16 protein-coding genes and 1 tRNA gene are annotated in these 14843 nt (G+C 69.8%); 6 read left to right on the forward strand and 11 right to left on the reverse strand.

What is annotated here, in order from left to right:
* The first annotated feature begins 49 nt into the window (after positions 1-49).
* The gene (locus tag E2C04_RS18925) at positions 50-280 is read left to right on the forward strand and encodes a hypothetical protein (RefSeq protein ID WP_238694365.1); all 231 of its coding nucleotides are present in this window, start codon (positions 50-52) and stop codon (positions 278-280) included.
* A 412-nt stretch (positions 281-692) separates the two neighbouring features.
* On the opposite strand, the gene E2C04_RS00100 is transcribed toward E2C04_RS18925, so the two are convergent.
* Entirely contained in the window at positions 693-1160 is a 468-nt protein-coding gene (locus tag E2C04_RS00100; RefSeq protein ID WP_135831039.1) for a cell division protein CrgA, read from the reverse strand.
* 62 nt (positions 1161-1222) lie between these two features.
* On the opposite strand from E2C04_RS00100, the gene E2C04_RS00105 reads away from it, so the two are divergent.
* Positions 1223-1981 (forward strand): DUF881 domain-containing protein, encoded by a 759-nt coding sequence (locus E2C04_RS00105; protein ID WP_135831040.1) that lies wholly within the window; start codon positions 1223-1225, stop codon positions 1979-1981.
* 99 nt (positions 1982-2080) lie between these two features.
* Here E2C04_RS00105 and pknB read toward each other — a convergent pair whose 3' ends face one another.
* Genes pknB through E2C04_RS00140 form a run of 8 tightly spaced genes read right to left on the reverse strand, consistent with a single transcriptional unit; the run spans position 2081 to position 10827 of the window.
* Complete coding sequence (pknB, locus tag E2C04_RS00110; RefSeq protein ID WP_202977945.1) at positions 2081-3847, reverse strand: Stk1 family PASTA domain-containing Ser/Thr kinase; 1767 nt, start codon at positions 3845-3847, stop codon at positions 2081-2083.
* Positions 3848-3863: 16 nt separating this feature from the next.
* On the reverse strand, positions 3864-5408 hold the full coding sequence (locus E2C04_RS00115; RefSeq protein WP_135831042.1) for a protein kinase domain-containing protein: 1545 nt from the start codon (positions 5406-5408) through the stop codon (positions 3864-3866).
* Positions 5405-6151: a penicillin-binding transpeptidase domain-containing protein gene (locus E2C04_RS00120; RefSeq protein WP_275106528.1), complete on the reverse strand. Its 747-nt coding sequence runs from the start codon at positions 6149-6151 to the stop codon at positions 5405-5407. Before E2C04_RS00120 ends, E2C04_RS00115 begins: the two co-directional genes overlap by 4 nt.
* Positions 6115-6873 carry a penicillin-binding transpeptidase domain-containing protein gene (locus E2C04_RS20450; protein ID WP_275106529.1) on the reverse strand — a complete coding sequence of 253 codons (759 nt, stop codon included), beginning with the start codon at positions 6871-6873 and terminating at the stop codon, positions 6115-6117. Before E2C04_RS20450 ends, E2C04_RS00120 begins: the two co-directional genes overlap by 37 nt.
* Positions 6870-8285: an FtsW/RodA/SpoVE family cell cycle protein gene (locus tag E2C04_RS00125; protein ID WP_135831043.1), complete on the reverse strand. Its 1416-nt coding sequence runs from the start codon at positions 8283-8285 to the stop codon at positions 6870-6872. Before E2C04_RS00125 ends, E2C04_RS20450 begins: the two co-directional genes overlap by 4 nt.
* An 11-nt stretch (positions 8286-8296) precedes the next feature.
* Entirely contained in the window at positions 8297-9610 is a 1314-nt protein-coding gene (locus E2C04_RS00130; protein ID WP_229721391.1) for a PP2C family protein-serine/threonine phosphatase, read from the reverse strand.
* Positions 9611-9620: 10 nt separating this feature from the next.
* Positions 9621-10094: an FHA domain-containing protein FhaB/FipA gene (locus E2C04_RS00135; RefSeq protein ID WP_135831044.1), complete on the reverse strand. Its 474-nt coding sequence runs from the start codon at positions 10092-10094 to the stop codon at positions 9621-9623.
* A gap of 1 nt (position 10095) precedes the next feature.
* Complete coding sequence (locus E2C04_RS00140) at positions 10096-10827, reverse strand: FhaA domain-containing protein (protein ID WP_135831045.1); 732 nt, start codon at positions 10825-10827, stop codon at positions 10096-10098.
* 233 nt (positions 10828-11060) lie between these two features.
* Here E2C04_RS00140 and E2C04_RS00145 point away from each other — a divergent pair.
* A tRNA-Leu gene (locus E2C04_RS00145) sits at positions 11061-11144 on the forward strand.
* A 263-nt stretch (positions 11145-11407) separates the two neighbouring features.
* Complete coding sequence (locus tag E2C04_RS00150; protein WP_135831046.1) at positions 11408-12610, forward strand: tyrosine-type recombinase/integrase; 1203 nt, start codon at positions 11408-11410, stop codon at positions 12608-12610.
* A 69-nt stretch (positions 12611-12679) separates the two neighbouring features.
* On the opposite strand, the gene E2C04_RS21720 is transcribed toward E2C04_RS00150, so the two are convergent.
* Both E2C04_RS21720 and E2C04_RS17495 read right to left on the reverse strand, forming a co-directional pair.
* Positions 12680-12991 carry a helix-turn-helix domain-containing protein gene (locus tag E2C04_RS21720; protein ID WP_371870074.1) on the reverse strand — a complete coding sequence of 104 codons (312 nt, stop codon included), beginning with the start codon at positions 12989-12991 and terminating at the stop codon, positions 12680-12682.
* Positions 12934-13176, reverse strand: a complete 243-nt coding sequence (locus E2C04_RS17495; protein WP_158630526.1) for a hypothetical protein — start codon at positions 13174-13176, stop codon at positions 12934-12936. Before E2C04_RS17495 ends, E2C04_RS21720 begins: the two co-directional genes overlap by 58 nt.
* Positions 13177-13378: 202 nt before the next feature.
* On the opposite strand from E2C04_RS17495, the gene E2C04_RS21725 reads away from it, so the two are divergent.
* Entirely contained in the window at positions 13379-13825 is a 447-nt protein-coding gene (locus E2C04_RS21725) for a helix-turn-helix domain-containing protein (protein WP_135831048.1), read from the forward strand.
* A 463-nt stretch (positions 13826-14288) separates the two neighbouring features.
* Positions 14289-14840, forward strand: coding sequence for an SAF domain-containing protein (locus E2C04_RS00165; RefSeq protein WP_158630527.1), 552 nt, complete (start codon positions 14289-14291; stop codon positions 14838-14840).
* The last annotated feature ends 3 nt before the right edge of the window (positions 14841-14843 follow it).

A 14843-nucleotide genomic window follows, 5' to 3' on the forward strand; every position in this document is an offset into this window, starting at 1 on the left:
TTCGGCCTCATGGGGGCGTTGCTGCTCATCTCCTGGCGTCGGTGGCGACATGCGCGGGCTGCTGATGCTGCTCGCCCTCAACGCCTTCATCACCCTCACCGTCCCCGGGATCTCCTGGCAGGGCCACCTCGGCGGGTTCGTGGGTGGCGCGCTCGCCACCGCCGCCATCGTGCTGGCACCGAAGGGCAAGAAGCGGTCGTCCTGGCAGTGGCTGGGGCTCGGCGTGCTGACCCTGCTGGTGGCGGTCGCCTTCGCTGCCCGCGGCCTGGCGCTGGCCTGACGGCGTACGCCCGTCGGTCGCTGCCGGGGCCACGGGGCGCCCGCGAACGACAGCTCGGCTCACCGCCCGAGAACCACGCGGACAACGCCAGAGAACCCGCCCCTCGGGGCGGGTTCTTGTGGTTCCGGGGAAGCCTGTGGAGGGAGCCTCCCGAAACGGCCACCGGAGCTCTTCAGCCTGTGGAGAACCAAGGCATTTCGGGCTGGAGGAGTCGGAAAATCATCCACAGATGGGGATGAGCCTGTGCATAACTACAGGGGTGTAATTCGTCCACAGAGTTCTCCCCAGTTGTGGAGAAGGGAGTGCCCCGCCACAGGGGTGCCCAAACCACACGAGGGGGTCCAGGACGCAGCGAGGGCCGCACCCGTCGGAACGGATGCGGCCCTCGCGAGGTGCGGGTGTGGAGGAGGTGTCACTCCCAGCGGGTGGCGAACGAGAAGCCCGCCGCCATGAAGCCGATGCCCACCAGCAGGTTGTAGTTCTGCAGGTCGTTGAAGACCCACATGTCGTAGATCTTGTCGCCGCTGAAGATGTAGAACGTGCAGATCCACAGCAGCCCGATCAGGAAGCAGCCGAGCATCCCGACGACCACGCCGCGGCCGCGGCCCAGCGGGGTGGAGGGGTGCGCGGAGACCATCAGACCGACGATGATCGCGCCGAAGCCGATCAGGTAGTTCCACTTGCCGAGGTCGCCGACGAACTTCGGCCCACCCGGCTTCTCCGCGGGGAAGACGGTCGGGTCGGGACGCACGCCCGCGTAGTAGTACGCGATCCAGGCGATTCCCGCCACCAGCAGCAGCACCGCGATCAGCAGCCGGACGGAGAACAGCTTCTCCTTGTGTTCGACCAGCGACTCGTTCTTGGCCTTGGGCTTGGACACCGCCGTGCTCCTCGTGGTGTGTGGTGAGACGTGTGTTGGTGGGCGCAGTTAGCGTAGTCGCCATGACGCACGGATCCCACGCTTCCCCCCCACGCCGGGCATGGCGTTGGGGGACGCCCGTGGTCTTCCTGCTCAGCGGGACGCTCTTCATGGTGAGTGCGCAGAACAGTGACGGTACCGACCTGCGCCCCACCCGCTACACCGACATGGCCTCGATCGTGGAGGCCGAGACCGAGGAGCTGGAGGAGCTGAACGCCCGCGCGGCCGAGCTCGACGCCGAGGTCAAGGCTCTCACGGCGTCGGTCGGGGACCGCAAGGCGCAGCGTACGAACGCCCGGGTCAAGACCATGGAGGACCCGGCCGGCTTCACCCCGCGGTCGGGTGCCGGCGTCACGGTGACCCTCGACGACGCCCCGGAGGAGGTCATCGCCACCGCGCAGACCAGCGACGAGGTCAACGAGATGGTCGTGCACCAGCAGGACATCCAGGCCGTGGTCAACGCGATGTGGCGCGGCGGCGCCGAGGCCGTGACGATCCAGGGCCAGCGCCTGATCTCCACCACCGGCATCAAGTGCAGCGGCAACACCGTGCAGCTGCAGGGACAGCCCTTCTCGCCGCCCTACGTGATCACTGCCGTCGGCGACCAGCTGGAGATCTACAACGAGATCCAGACCGACCGCGCCATCGGCATCTACCGCGAGGCGGTCGCCGACCCCGAGATCGCCGTGCGCTGGGACCTCCAGCTCGAGGACTGGGTCACTGCCCCCGCCTTCAGCGGTCCCGTCACCTTCCAGTACGCCGCCCCGCTGACGGACTCCTGACCAGACCCCGCAACAGCTGAACGACCCCTGACCGGACGTGCCGGGCAGGGGTCGAACCAGTTCAGGGCGGGTCGGGACCAGCTCTGGGTCAGGGCTGGGTCACGGCCGGGTCAGGCCCGGCGGCACGCCCGGCGGGGTGCCGTCGGGCGTCGGCGTCTGGCTGGGGGTCGGGGAGGTCGACGGGGGCGTCGGGGCCTCGTACGTGGAGACGAAGATCGTCACCGTCGTCTCCGACGGCGCCTCGCGGCCGGCGACCGGGCTCTGGCGGATGACCGTTCCCTTCGGCTCGGTCGTCTCACCCGTCTCGAACACGTCGACGGTGAAGCCCGCCTTGGTGAGTGCGTCCGTCGCCTCCTGCTGCGTCAGGCCGACGACGTCCGGGATCTTCTCGGGCCCGTCGGAGACGAACAGCGTGACCACGGTGCCCTCGGGCACCTCCTTGTAGGCGGCCGGGTCGGTGCGCACCACCTGGTTGACCGGCTCGTCGGACTCCGCCGTCTGGAAGCGCACCTCGAGGCCGCGGTCCTCCAGCACCTCGCGGGCCGACTTGCGGTCCTGGCCGATGAGGAAGGGCACCTCGACCATCGGGGCGCCGGTGGAGACCACGATGTTGACGGTGGATCCCGGGTCGACGTAGATCGCGCTCGGGTCCTGGCTGGTCACCTCGTCGGCCGGGGCGTCCTCGTTGGCCTCGTAGTCGACGCGGCCGACCTTGAGCTCGGCCTCGCCGATCGCCTCGCGCGCCTCGGCCTCGGTCATCCCGATCAGGTTCGGGACCCGCACCTGGTCGTCTGCACTCTCGAAGATCCGCGGCAGCACGAAGACGGCCGCGGTGATCAGGACGACCAGCAGGCCGAGGATCAGCAGGAAGAGGCCGCTGCGCTCACGACGGTTGTCCTTGGCCGCGGTCCGCGTCGCGGTCCGGTCGTCGCCCAGCGCTGCCTGGACGGCGGGCGTCGCCACGGCGGTCTGGCCGGTCGCCGGCGGCTGCGGGGTCGGCGCCACGAAGACGGCCTGCCCGGCCAGGTAGCGCTCGATGTCCTGGCGCATGGCCGCGGCGGACTGGTAGCGGTCCTCGACGCGCTTGGCCAGCGCCTTGAGCACGATCGCGTCGATCTCGGGCGGCAGGTCGGCGTCGATCTCTGACGGCGGGGTGACCGGCTCGCGCACGTGCTGGTAGGCCACCGAGACCGGGGACTCGCCCACGAACGGCGGACGGCCGGTCAGCAGCTCGTAGAGCAGGCAGCCGGTGGAGTAGACATCAGAGCGGGAGTCGACGGTCTCGCCGCGGGCCTGCTCGGGGGAGAGGTACTGCGCGGTGCCGACCACGGCCGCGGTCTGCGTCATCGTGGAGGAGGCGTCGGAGACGGCACGCGCGATGCCGAAGTCCATCACCTTCACGTCACCCGAGGGGGTGAGCATGACGTTGGCCGGCTTGATGTCGCGGTGGATGATCCCCGCGCGGTGGCTGTAGTCGAGCGCCGCCAGGACGCCGCTGGTGATCTCCAGCGCGCGCTCGGGCAGGATCTTGCGCCCCTCCCGCAGGATCTCGCGCAGGGTGCGCCCGGCGACGTACTCCATGACGATGTAGGGCTGGGCGACTCCGCCGTCGGCCGCGTCGCTCCACTCCTCGCCGGTGTCGTAGACGGAGACGATCGCGGGGTGGTTCAGGGAGGCCGACGACTGCGCCTCACGCCGGAAGCGGGCCTGGAAGGTCGCGTCGGAGGCCAGGTCGGTGCGCAACCTCTTGACCGCGACCGTGCGACCCAGGCGGGTGTCGACACCCTTGCGGACCTCGGCCATGCCGCCGCGACCCAGCAGCTCGCCGAGTTCGTAGCGGCCGCCGACCGTCGTCGGCTCGGACATGCTCATCACAGGCCTTTCAGGACTGGGGGGCCGGAGTCAGGCCCTCGTCCGCGGGGGGCGTGTCGCCCTCCGTCGGGGTGGGGGTCGGAGTCGGTGTGGGGGTCGGCGTCGGTGTCGGCGTCGGTGTGGGGGTGGGCGTCGGTGTCGGCGTCGGTGTGGGGGTGGGCGTCGGGGTCGGCTCCGGCTCGGGAGCGGCGCCCCAGTAGGAGACGGTCACCCGGTCACCGCGCTCCAGCGTGCCGGAGGGGTTCACGTCGATGACCTCGCCGGCGCGCTCGTCACCGGGGTTGTCGCGCTCGTCGCGGGTGACCCGCAGACCCTGGGACTGGAGGGCCGCGATCACGGACTCGACCTCGCGCCCGATGTAGTCGTCCGGGTCGATCTCGACCCGCTCCGGCTCGTCGGTCCGGTCGACGGTCGGGCTCTGCGTCGGCGTCTCGGGCGTCGCCGGCGGCTCGGTGTCGTCGCTGGCCTGCCACCACAGGAAGCCGCCGACCAGCAGGGCCACGAGCAGCAGCACCACGATCGCGGCGATCGCACCGCCGCCCGACTTCTTGCCGTCACGCCGCGGCGGCGGGTTGCCGGCCGTCGGCATCGCCCCGGTGGGGGTGGGGGTCAGCGCGGTGGCCGGCACGGCCTGCGTCGCAGGCATGACGGTGGTCGCCTCGGTGGGCCACGGCCCGGGCACGGCGGCCTGCGCGGCGGTCTGGGGCGGGAGGGCGACGGCGTACGTCGCCGGGTCGCGCAGGGCGGCCGCGAACTCGGAGCCGTCGGCGAACCGGTCCTCGGGCCTCTTCGACAGGGCCCGGCGTACGACCGCGGCCAGGTCGGCGGGCACGCTCGCCGGCAGCTCGGGCACGGGCGCCCGCAAGTGGGCCAGCGCGGTCGCGACCGGGGAGTCGGCCTCGAAGGGGCGCCGGCCGGCCAGGCACTCGAAGGCCACCACGCCGAGCGAGTAGACGTCGGAGGCCGCGGTCGCGCGCCCACCTTCCGCCTGCTCGGGGGAGAGGTACTGCGGGGTGCCCATCACCTGACCGGTCTGGGTCAGCGCCACCGCCTCGGCCGCCCGGGCGATCCCGAAGTCGGTGACCTTGACCTGGCGCTGCGGCGTGACCAGCAGGTTGGCCGGCTTCACGTCGCGGTGCACGATGCCGGCGCGGTGCGCGGCACCGAGGGCGTCGCCGACCTGGGCGAGCAGGTCACGCACGGCCTCGGGGGCCATCGGGGAGCTGGGCCGGATCAGGTTCGACAGCGGCTGCCCGTCGACCAGCTCCATCACCAGGAAGGGGCGCGGCGGTCCGCCGTCGGGGTTGTTGGCCTCGCCCACGTCGAAGACCGCGGCGATGCCGGGGTGCGACAGGGCCGCGGCGTGCTGCGCCTCGGACTCGAAGCGGTGCCGGAACATCGCGTCGTCGGCGTACTCGGCCTTGAGCAGCTTGACCGCGACCTCGCGACCGAGGGAGGAGTCGGTGGCGCGCCAGACCTCACCCATGCCGCCGGTGGCGATCCGGGAGTCGAGGACGTAGCGCCCGCCGGGGCCGACGCTGCTGAGCGTGCTCATCGGGAGATCACCGCCTCCATCACTGCCTTCGCGATCGGGCCGCCGAGGCGACCACCGGCGACCTCGCCGCGGGGGATGTCTGCGCTCTGGATCATGACGGCCACAGCGACCTCGGGGTCGTTGGCGGGGGCGAAGGAGACGAACCACGCGTAGGGCGGGACGTCGTCGATGCCGGACTGGGCGGTGCCGGTCTTGCCGGCCACCTTGACGCCGGGGATGGCGGCCGGGCTGGCGGTGCCGTTGTCGACGGTGGCGACCAGCAGGTCGGTGAGCTCACGGGCGGTGCGTGCGGAGACCGCGCGGCTGAGCTGCTCGGGGTCGGTGGTGTCGAGGACCTGGAGCTGGGGCGTACGCAGCTCGTCGACGAGGTAGGGCTTCATCACCTTGCCGCCGTGGGCGATGCCGCCGGCGACCATCGCCATCTGCAGCGGCGTGGCGGCCACCTCGAACTGGCCGAGGCCGCTCTGGCCGGTCTGCGCGGCGTCCATCTCCTTGGGGAAGACCGAGACGGCCTGTGGCACGTCGGAGAGGTACTCCTGGTTGAAGCCGAAGCGCTCGGCGCGCTCCTGCATCTCGTCGGCTCCCACCTCGACGGCGAGCGCCGCGAAGGTGGTGTTGCAGGAGTTCTGCATGGCCTGGCGGAAGCTGACCTTCTTGTCGCCGCACGAGCGGCCCTCGTTGTCGATCCGGCCGGACTCGCCACGCGTCAGCGGCAGCTGGTAGGAGTCGCCGCCGGGCACCATCGAGTCGGCGTTGTACTTCTCCGACTCGATCGCCGCGCGCGCGCGGTGACCAGCTTGAAGGTCGAGCCGGGCGGCAGGCGCATGCCGGTCGCACGGTTGATCAGCGGCTCGGCGTCGTCGGCCTCGAGGCGCTCCTGCTCCTTGATGATCTCGCCGAAGCGGTGCGAGGCCAGCTTGTTGGGGTCGTACGTCGGCAGCGAGACCGAGGCGAGGATCTTGCCGGTCGCCGGCTCGATCGCGACCACGGCCCCTTCGACGTTGCCCGGCAGCGCCGCGAGGCCGTCGTACGCCGCCTGCTGGGCCGCCTGGTTGATCGTCAGCTGCACGTTGCCGCCCTTGGGGGCGCGGTTGCTGAGCATGTCGATGACGCGGTTGACGAAGAGGCGCGAGTCCTGGCCGGAGAGCAGGTCGTTCTGGGTGCGCTCCAGGGCCGTCGTGCCGAACCAGTTGAAGCGGCCGGTGAGGTGGGCGTACAGCTTGGGGCGCGGGTACTCGCGCTGGAACTCGTACTGGTCGTCGGTGGGCACCGACTGCGCCACCGGCTGGCGGCCGACGAGGATCGCGCCGCGCTCGCGGGAGAAGTTGTCGGCGATGACGCGGTGGTTGTTGCCGTTCTCCGCGAGGGAGTCGGCCTTGAAGACCTGGAGCCAGGTGACGTTGACCAGGAGCAGCAGGAAGAGACCCAGGCAGAAGATGGAGATCATCCGGATCGGCTTGTTCATCGCAGTCTCACCACCTGGGTGGTCTCGTTCTGGTCCTCGTCGGTGTCGGGGGTCAGCTCCGGCGGTGGCTTGCGGGCGTGGTCGGAGACCCGGGCCACCAGGGCGACGATCACCCAGTTGGCGATCAGCGACGAGCCTCCGTAGGAGACGAACGGCGTGGTCAGACCGGTCAGCGGGATCAGGGCGGTGACGCCACCGACCACCACGAAGGTCTGCAGGGCGATGACCGAGCCCAGGCCGACGGCGAGCAGCTTGCCGAAGCCGTCACGGCAGATCAGGGCCGTGCGCAGCGAGCGCTCCACGATCAGGCCGTAGCAGAGGATGACGGCCATGACCGCGGTCAGGCCGAGCTCCTCACCGATCGCGGCGAGGATGAAGTCGGACTCCACGACCGGGATGCGCCACGGCATGCCGTCGCCGAAGCCGCGCCCGATCAGGCCGCCCCAGCCCATGCCGAAGAGGCCCTCGACGAGCTGGCCGGACCCCGGGGTGGCGTCGATGTAGGCCATCGGGTCCTGCCAGATCCTTACGCGGTTGCGCACGTGCCCGAAGAAGAAGTACGCGAGCGTCGCGCCGACGGCGAAGAGCAGGCTGCCGATGATCAGCCAGCCCGGGCGCTCGGTGGCGACGTAGAGCAGCACCAGGAAGAGGCCGAAGAAGAGGAGGGCCGAGCCCAGGTCGCGCTGCACGGCGAGGATGCCGAGGCTGATCAGCCACATCAGCAGGATCGGGCCGAGGTCGCGGCCACGCGGCAGGTCGATGAAGAGGATCCGGCGACCGGCGAGGGCGAGCGCGTCGCGGTGGCGCACCAGGTAGCCGGCGAAGGCGACGACCAGGAGGACCTTGGCGACCTCACCGGGCTGGAAGGTCATGCCGGCGACCTTGATCCAGATCTTCGCGCCGTAGTTGCTGAAGCCCAGGCCGGGGACCATGGGCAGGAGCAGCAGCACCACCGCGGCCAGCGCCGAGGTGTAGGTGAAGCGCTGCAGGAGGCGGTGGTCGCGCACCAGCCAGAGCGTGCCCACGAAGAGGGCGACGCCGAGCGTCATCCAGATCAGCTGCTGCTGGGCCAGGCCGCCGATCTCCTTGCCGCGGGCGAGGTCGATCCGGTAGATGACCGCGAGCCCCAGCCCGTTGAGCGCGGCCACCACCGGCAGCAGCACGGGGTCGGCGTACGGCGCCAGGAAGCGGAGCGCAATGTGCGCGGCGAGCAGCAGCGCGGTCAGCCAGCCGCCGTATCCGACGATGTTGACCGGGACCTCGCCGTTGACGCCAACGCCGACCGCGGCGTACGCGCCGAGGCCGACGGCCAGGGCGAGGATCAGCAGGAAGAGCTCGGCCCCGCGGCGGCTGCGGTGGACGAAGCCCATCAGCGAGCCGGACGTGGTGGCGGAGTGGGTCAGCTGTGCCATGTCTCTTCCCGTCACTCCCCGAACTGCTGGGCAGCGAGGTTGTCGACGGTGGTGCGGGCGGCGTCGAGGTCGGCGGCGTCGATGCCCTCGCGGACCAGGTCGGCGTCGTAGTCGGAGAGCCCGTCGACGACGACGTCGGTGGTCTCGTAGGGGTGGAAGAGCTCGAAGCCGCCGGGCAGCGTGGTGTCGACGCCGCGGAAGATCGTCACGACGCCGTCGTGCTCACCCACGAAGAACTGCTGCTGCGACCACGACCAGGCGGCGACGCCGACCACCCAGGCGACGCCCGAGAGCGTGAGCACGATCAGCAGGGTGCGCAACCAGGTGAAGCGGCGCGGCGGGCGCGGGGCGTAGCGGGCGGCCTCGGGGTCGAGCGGGTCGGTGGCGATCGCGCCGTCGGCGCCCTCGGGCAGGGAGGTGGCCGTGCGCGAGGTGCGTGCCTTGACCGTCGCCTCGCCGAGCGGGGCTCCGGCCGTACGCGGCAGGTCGGCCGCCGCTCCCACGAGCAGCGGGTCGGCCTGGGCCGGGGCGTCGGTGGCGCGTACGACGTCGGCGACGACGCAGGTCACGTTGTCGGTGCTGCCGGCCTCGAGGCTGGCGCGGACGAGCTCGACGGTCGCGAAGTCGGGGGTGCCCTGGCCGAGGATGGCGCCGAGGCGCTCGTCGTCGAGGACGCCGCTGGCGCCGTCGGAGCAGAAGAGCAGCCGGTCGCCGGGGTTGAGGGCCAGGGTGAAGAGGTCGGGCGCGGGGTCGCGCACGCCGTCGAGCGCCTTGAGGATCAGGTTGCGGTGCGGGTGGACCCGCGCCTCGGCGTCGGTGATCCGGCCCTCGTCGACGAGGCCCTGGACGAAGGTGTGGTCGTGGGTGAGCTGGCGCAGCTCGCCGTCCCGCAGCAGGTAGGCCCGCGAGTCGCCGACGTGGCCGAGGCCGAGCTGACGGCCGTCGAAGAGGCCGACGGTGGCGGTGGTGCTGGTGCCGTCGAGGCTCTGGTCGTCCTCGGCGAGCTCGGCGATCCGGTCGTGGGCGCGGTGCAGGGCGCCGGCGAGCCGCTCGAGGAGGTCGTCGGAGGAGGGCTCGTCGAGGCGGCGGAGCACCTGGACGGCGGTGGAGGAGGCGATGTCGCCGCGGGCGGCGCCGCCGACGCCGTCGCAGACGAGCAGCAGCCACGGGCCGGCGTAGCCGGAGTCCTGGTTGTCCTTGCGGACCCGGCCGACGTCGGAGAGGGCCGACCACTGCAACCGGAGCATCGGAGCGCCACCCTCGGGGCCGTCCGCGTCGGGGCGGACGACGGGCCTGAGAGCGGTGTCGGTGTCGAGCTCGGTCACGGGTGTGCCCTTACTTCCGGAGCTCGAGGAGCGTCTTGCCGATCCTGACCTGGGTGCCGACGCTGACCGCGAGCGGCTCGGTCAGGCGGGTGGAGCCGACGTACGTGCCGTTGGTGGAGCCGAGGTCCTCGACGTACCACTGGTCGCCGGAGAGGGCGATGCGCGCGTGGCGGGTGGAGACGTAGTCGTCGTCGAGGCGGATGGCGGCGTCGGAGCCGCGACCGATCAGGACCGGCTCGCCGTTGAGCTCGGCGCGCTCACCGTTGTTGGCGCCCTCGACGACCAGGACGTGGGTGGGTGAGCCCCGGCGGCGCGGCGCCTTGGCGGGCTTGGCCTTCGCACGCGGGCCGCCACGGGCGGCGCGCGGCTCGGGCACGCGGGCACCGAACATGTCGGAGCGCACCACTGAGATCGCGGCGAGCACGAAGATCCACAGCACCGCCAGGTAGGCGAAGCGGATCAGGAAGAGGGTCAGCTCGGACACGTCAGCTCCTCCCCGCGCCGGGCCCCGAGTGCTCGTCGGTGAAGAGGACGCGGATGTCGGTGCTGCCGATGCGCACGGTGGAGCCGTTGCCCAGGCGGGCGCGGTCGACGCGCTGCCCGTCGACCAGCATGCCGTTGGTGGAGCCCAGGTCGGTCACGGTGACGTAGGGACCGTCGCCGCGCTCGGTGCAGTCGAACTCGACGTGGCGGCGGCTGACGCCCGGGTCGTTGATGCGTACGTCGGACTCGGTGCCGCGGCCGACGACGACGCCGGGCGGCAGGAGCGGGTGCTGGGTGCCGTTGATCTCGAGCACGGCGCGCGGCTTGCGGGCACGCAGGCGGTGCTCCTCGCCACCGGTGACGCTGGCGCGGGCGGAGCTTCGGACGCGCATCTGCCCGGTGGGGAGGTCGGAGGCCTGCTCGAAGGAGATCTCGATCGGACCGGGGAAGACGTAGCCCTGGGCCTCGGCGTGCTCCTCGAGCTGCTCGGCCAGGTCGCGCGCCATCGCGTTGTCGTAGGGAGCGAGGCGCTCCAGGTCGCCGTCGGCCAGCTCGACGTGGAACTCGTTGGGCACCAGGCGTCGGTCGCGGCTCAGGATCTGCGAGTTGTTGTCGACCTCGCGCTGGAGCGCGGCCGAGATCTCGACCGGCTGCACGGCGCTGCGAAAGGCGCGGGCGAAGGCGCCGGAGATGAGGTTCTCCAGGCGCTGCTCGAATCGTTGCAGGGCGCCCACGCGACCTCCTTCTCCTCTGTGTGGCGGTCGGACAAGGGCTGCACGACCTGTGGCGATGCTATCGGGGTGGGGTGACGAACCTCCGTTCCCACGGCGCCGACCGTGTGAAACCTGCGTGCGGGGAGTGTGGGCGTACGCCGTTGTGCACGGCTCGTGGCGGTCCTGCCGTTGGCGTGCGTCGTTCCCGGTTTGGGCTGTGGCGACGCCGTGGGATATGTTTCATCTCGCTTCACGCGCGAGTGGCGGAATAGGCAGACGCGCACGGTTCAGGTCCGTGTGTCCGAAAGGACGTGGGGGTTCAACTCCCCCCTCGCGCACGTGAGGAGCCCCGGGGATGACCTGGGGCTTTACTCATTTCCGGAGTTAGCCTGATCGCCCAAGGGCGCACGAAGGGTGCACCAGCCTCTACTCGGAGAGGTTTGGACATGGCATACATAGAGAAGCGACACCGTACAGACGGCGGGATCTCGGCGCGCGTGAAGTGGCGTCTGGGAGGCACCGAGACGGTGCGATACAGCTCGAGGTCTTCAGTGCCGGGACCGACGCACAGAACCTCGCACGGGCCGACGGCTTCAAGAAGATGGTGGACGCTGCTGGCCAGCGGTGGCCGGCCGGCTGGGTAAAGGGCGAGGGATTCGTCCGACCGGCCAGCGAGGCGGACCCCCTAACCGAGCCCCCGCGGTTCGTTGACATCGGCGAGGAATACGTCCGCCAGATCGTCGACCTCTCGCCCGGCCAGCGCAAGCGCTACCTGGGCCACCTCCGCGTGCTGGAAGAGACCAGGATCCGAGGATCACTGATCTTCACAAAGCCGGTGACCGCAATCACCGAGGCAGACCTCAAGGATTGGTTGATCGACTGGGACCGGTCACTCAAGACGAAGGCGAACTATCACGGCCTGATCTACGGAGTCTTCGGATACGCCGTCAAGCGCGGTTGGCTGCCTGCGAACCCTGCCGTCGGGACGGCACCACGGATGTCCAGGGTGAAGCAGTCAAGACCTGAGCTGCGCTTCCTCACCGAACGAGAACTGCAACGTGCTGTCGATCTGGCCGGACCATACGCCGACCTACTGACCGTCGCCGTGGGCACCGGCATGCGGTTCGGCGAACTCGGAGCTCTCTGGGTCTCCGACGTGGACCTCGAGCGTCGCACGATCCGAATCAACAAGGCGTGGAAGCGCAATGGAGAGGACGACGCAACTGACGTGCCCGGGTGGCTCGCCAAGCTGTTGAAGGCCAAGCACACGATGCGCGATCACCACCTCGGCGTACCAAAGACCACGAAGTCGCGCCGGACGATCACCATCTCGCCTGCGCTCGTCGCCGTCTTGCGCAAGCGGATCAGAGGCAAGGCAGCTGACGACTTCGTCTTCGTGTCGAACGCTGGATACCCGCTGCACAACGGGGACTTCAGCACGCACGTGTGGCGAAAGCTGATGACGGCCCTCGAAGCCGAGGGCATCAGTCGATTCAGGTTTCACGACCTGCGGCACACCCACGTCGCGTGGTTGATCGCTGGCGGTGCACCATTGCCCCACATCCAGGCACGGTTGGGGCATGAGTCGATCACGACGACGATCGACACTTACGGCCATCTGCTTCCCGCCGGTGACGAACTCATCTCCGGCATCATCGACACTGCGCTGACCGGAGGGACAATCCGCCCCAGCTCTGGGTCGTCCACGGGAACGAAGGCGAAGGGAAAGAAGTCCAAGAAGCGCGCCAAGGCGGCTTCGGGCCAGGGCTTGTCGCCTTTGGCCGAGAAGAGCGTCGGGACTTGAGGCCGACCCGCTGTGGTTCACCGGACCCGAGCTTGCACAGGCTGGCGCCGCCGCGGGACCGCACACGGATCAGAGCTTTGAGCGGCGACGGTTGGATCCCGGCGGCCGGACGACAGTCAGCGCGTGGGGTGAGGCGGAGACTGGCTGCTCTCCCGCCTCGATCAGTTCGTCGAGGTGCTCTGGGCGAAAACGGACATGTTTGCCGATTCGTGTGCATCGCACCCTCCGCTCCCGAACAGCATCCGCGACCCACCTCGTCGGAACGTTGAGATAGGTAGCCGCCTCCTCGATGGTGAACAGCGGACGCCAGCTCGATGCCTCGCTCACAGCCGTCCTCCGGTTTCTCGAACGTCCATGACGACGGTCGACGGAGCGGTCCATCGCCGCACCTCGTCGACCGTCGTATAGAGCCGCCCATTGCCGTTGAACCTCCAGAATCGCGGGCCAGACCCTCGTGATTGCCAGGCATGCACCGTCGCCTGCGGCAGTCGAGCAAGACTGCAGAACTCGTCGATGGTCAGCAGCGCGCTGCCATTCCAGTCGGCAGGGATTTCGATGGGCTGCACGAGGAACGCTCCTCTCAATGTCCGGACGGTCTCCTAAGTCCGTGCAGCTCCTCGGGGCGATCAAATCCGGCCAAACTTGCTTGAAGAACGACACCGCCGGGTACGTCGGTCGCATCGCAGCTCCCCATCGTGCGTTGGTCGTCTGAGGCGCTTCCGACGAGCAGACACGCGCTACGACAGTGGGCGGTAGAGTTCGCCGCTGATGGTCTCCGCCCTTGACCCCTCAGAACTGCGCGCTGCTCGCGAGAAGGCGGGCCTGACTCAGCACGAGTTGGCACGTCTCGTTGGTGCTGCTGGCGGGGAGCGAGTATCGCGCTGGGAGCTCGGCACGTCCGTTCCCCGGCCGGACTTCCTCGTCAGACTCGCAAGGGCCCTCGATATCCCGACCCTTCGTCTCATTCACATTGACGGCGAGATGCCCGACCTCAGGGCACTTCGTCTTCAGGCTGGGCTAACGGTGCCGAGGCTGGCCGCGGCCGTAAACGTGGCTGTGCCTACCTACTACGCGTGGGAACAGGGTCGCTGGGCTCGGCTCCCTGCGTCCAAGCAGCTCGACAAACTCGCCCTCGCGCTGGGGCAGCCCCTTGATGTCGTTGACGCCGCCTTTCATGAGGCTCAACGTCAGCGCGCGCGGGGAACGGAGAAGTAGCCGCAGGCCGGAGTTCCGACGCGGTAGGGCACACGCCCCAGGTTTTGACGGATATCCACAAGGAAAAGTCCTTCCGGGAGAGCCGGATGATTTGTGGTCCCATGGATCCGGACGTTCGGTGCGCGAAGAGCAGGTCAGTCCCATCGGGGGGACTGACCGCGCAACCGCTTCCGGTCAGGACTCGGGCGATGACATCTCGGAACTGGTCACCTGTGGACAGCAGTCAAGTCGATAGAAATGCACTAGTGTGTTTATGTCGAGTTGGGTTGCTGTTGACCGTTCCGGGCCCGTCTTGACACGTAGGTGATCGAGACAGGAGAGGACTCGGGAACCCATGTCGATGAACATCACTCAACAGCACTCGGCCGAGGCGCCCGCGAACAGCTCAGGGACGCCGCCCGTTAACCACTTCCCACGGCTCCGACGACGCCGCAGGCGTTGGGTGTTCGCAGTCTGTGCAGCATTGGTCGCTGCCGGAGCGCTGGGCACTGCATTCGCCTTCACCTCGGTCAACGACACCCACGAGGTCCTCGTCGTCGCCAACGACATCAAGCGCGGCGAGACCATCGACGCCGGTGACCTCGCCGTCGTCCGAGTCAGCGTCGACCCCGCGCTGACCCCGGTCCCCGGCAGCCAGAAGGCCCAGCTGGAGGGCAGCCGCGCGGCGGTCGACCTGTGGGCCGGCACCCTGCTCACCGAGCAGGCCGTCACCGACAGCCTGGTGCCGGGGCAGGGGGAGTCCCTGGTGGGCATCAGCCTCACTCCCGCCCAGATGCCCTCGGAGCCCCTCTACAGCGGCGACATCGTCAGGATCGTCACCACGCCCGGCGACCAAGGCGAGGTGACCGACAAGGAGCCGGTGACGATCGAGGCCACCGTGGTCGGTGTTAGCCGCGTCGAGGAGACGGGGGAGACCGTCGTCGACGTCTCGGTGCCCGAGCGCGAGGCCGCCGACCTGGCCGCCCGCGCCGCCACCGGACGCGTCGCGCTCGTCCTGGACGCCCGGGAGCGCTGAGCC

Source organism: Nocardioides daphniae, from assembly GCF_004777465.1.
In the GTDB taxonomy this organism is placed as follows: domain Bacteria; phylum Actinomycetota; class Actinomycetes; order Propionibacteriales; family Nocardioidaceae; genus Nocardioides; species Nocardioides daphniae.

Bases quoted from the DNA above. Each gene is read 5' to 3' on its own strand.
- E2C04_RS18925 (WP_238694365.1), top strand. From the start codon at position 50: ATGCGCGGGCTGCTGATGCTGCTCGCCCTCAACGCCTTCATCACCCTC.
- E2C04_RS00105 (WP_135831040.1), top strand. From the start codon at position 1,223: ATGACGCACGGATCCCACGCTTCCCCCCCACGCCGGGCATGGCGTTGG.
- pknB (WP_202977945.1), bottom strand. From the start codon at position 3,847: ATGTCCGAGCCGACGACGGTCGGCGGCCGCTACGAACTCGGCGAGCTG.
- E2C04_RS00115 (WP_135831042.1), bottom strand. From the start codon at position 5,408: ATGAGCACGCTCAGCAGCGTCGGCCCCGGCGGGCGCTACGTCCTCGAC.
- E2C04_RS00120 (WP_275106528.1), bottom strand. From the start codon at position 6,151: ATGGTGCCCGGCGGCGACTCCTACCAGCTGCCGCTGACGCGTGGCGAG.
- E2C04_RS20450 (WP_275106529.1), bottom strand. From the start codon at position 6,873: ATGAACAAGCCGATCCGGATGATCTCCATCTTCTGCCTGGGTCTCTTC.
- E2C04_RS00125 (WP_135831043.1), bottom strand. From the start codon at position 8,285: ATGGCACAGCTGACCCACTCCGCCACCACGTCCGGCTCGCTGATGGGC.
- E2C04_RS00150 (WP_135831046.1), top strand. From the start codon at position 11,408: ATGGTGGACGCTGCTGGCCAGCGGTGGCCGGCCGGCTGGGTAAAGGGC.
- E2C04_RS21720 (WP_371870074.1), bottom strand. From the start codon at position 12,991: ATGGACCGCTCCGTCGACCGTCGTCATGGACGTTCGAGAAACCGGAGG.
- E2C04_RS21725 (WP_135831048.1), top strand. From the start codon at position 13,379: ATGGTCTCCGCCCTTGACCCCTCAGAACTGCGCGCTGCTCGCGAGAAG.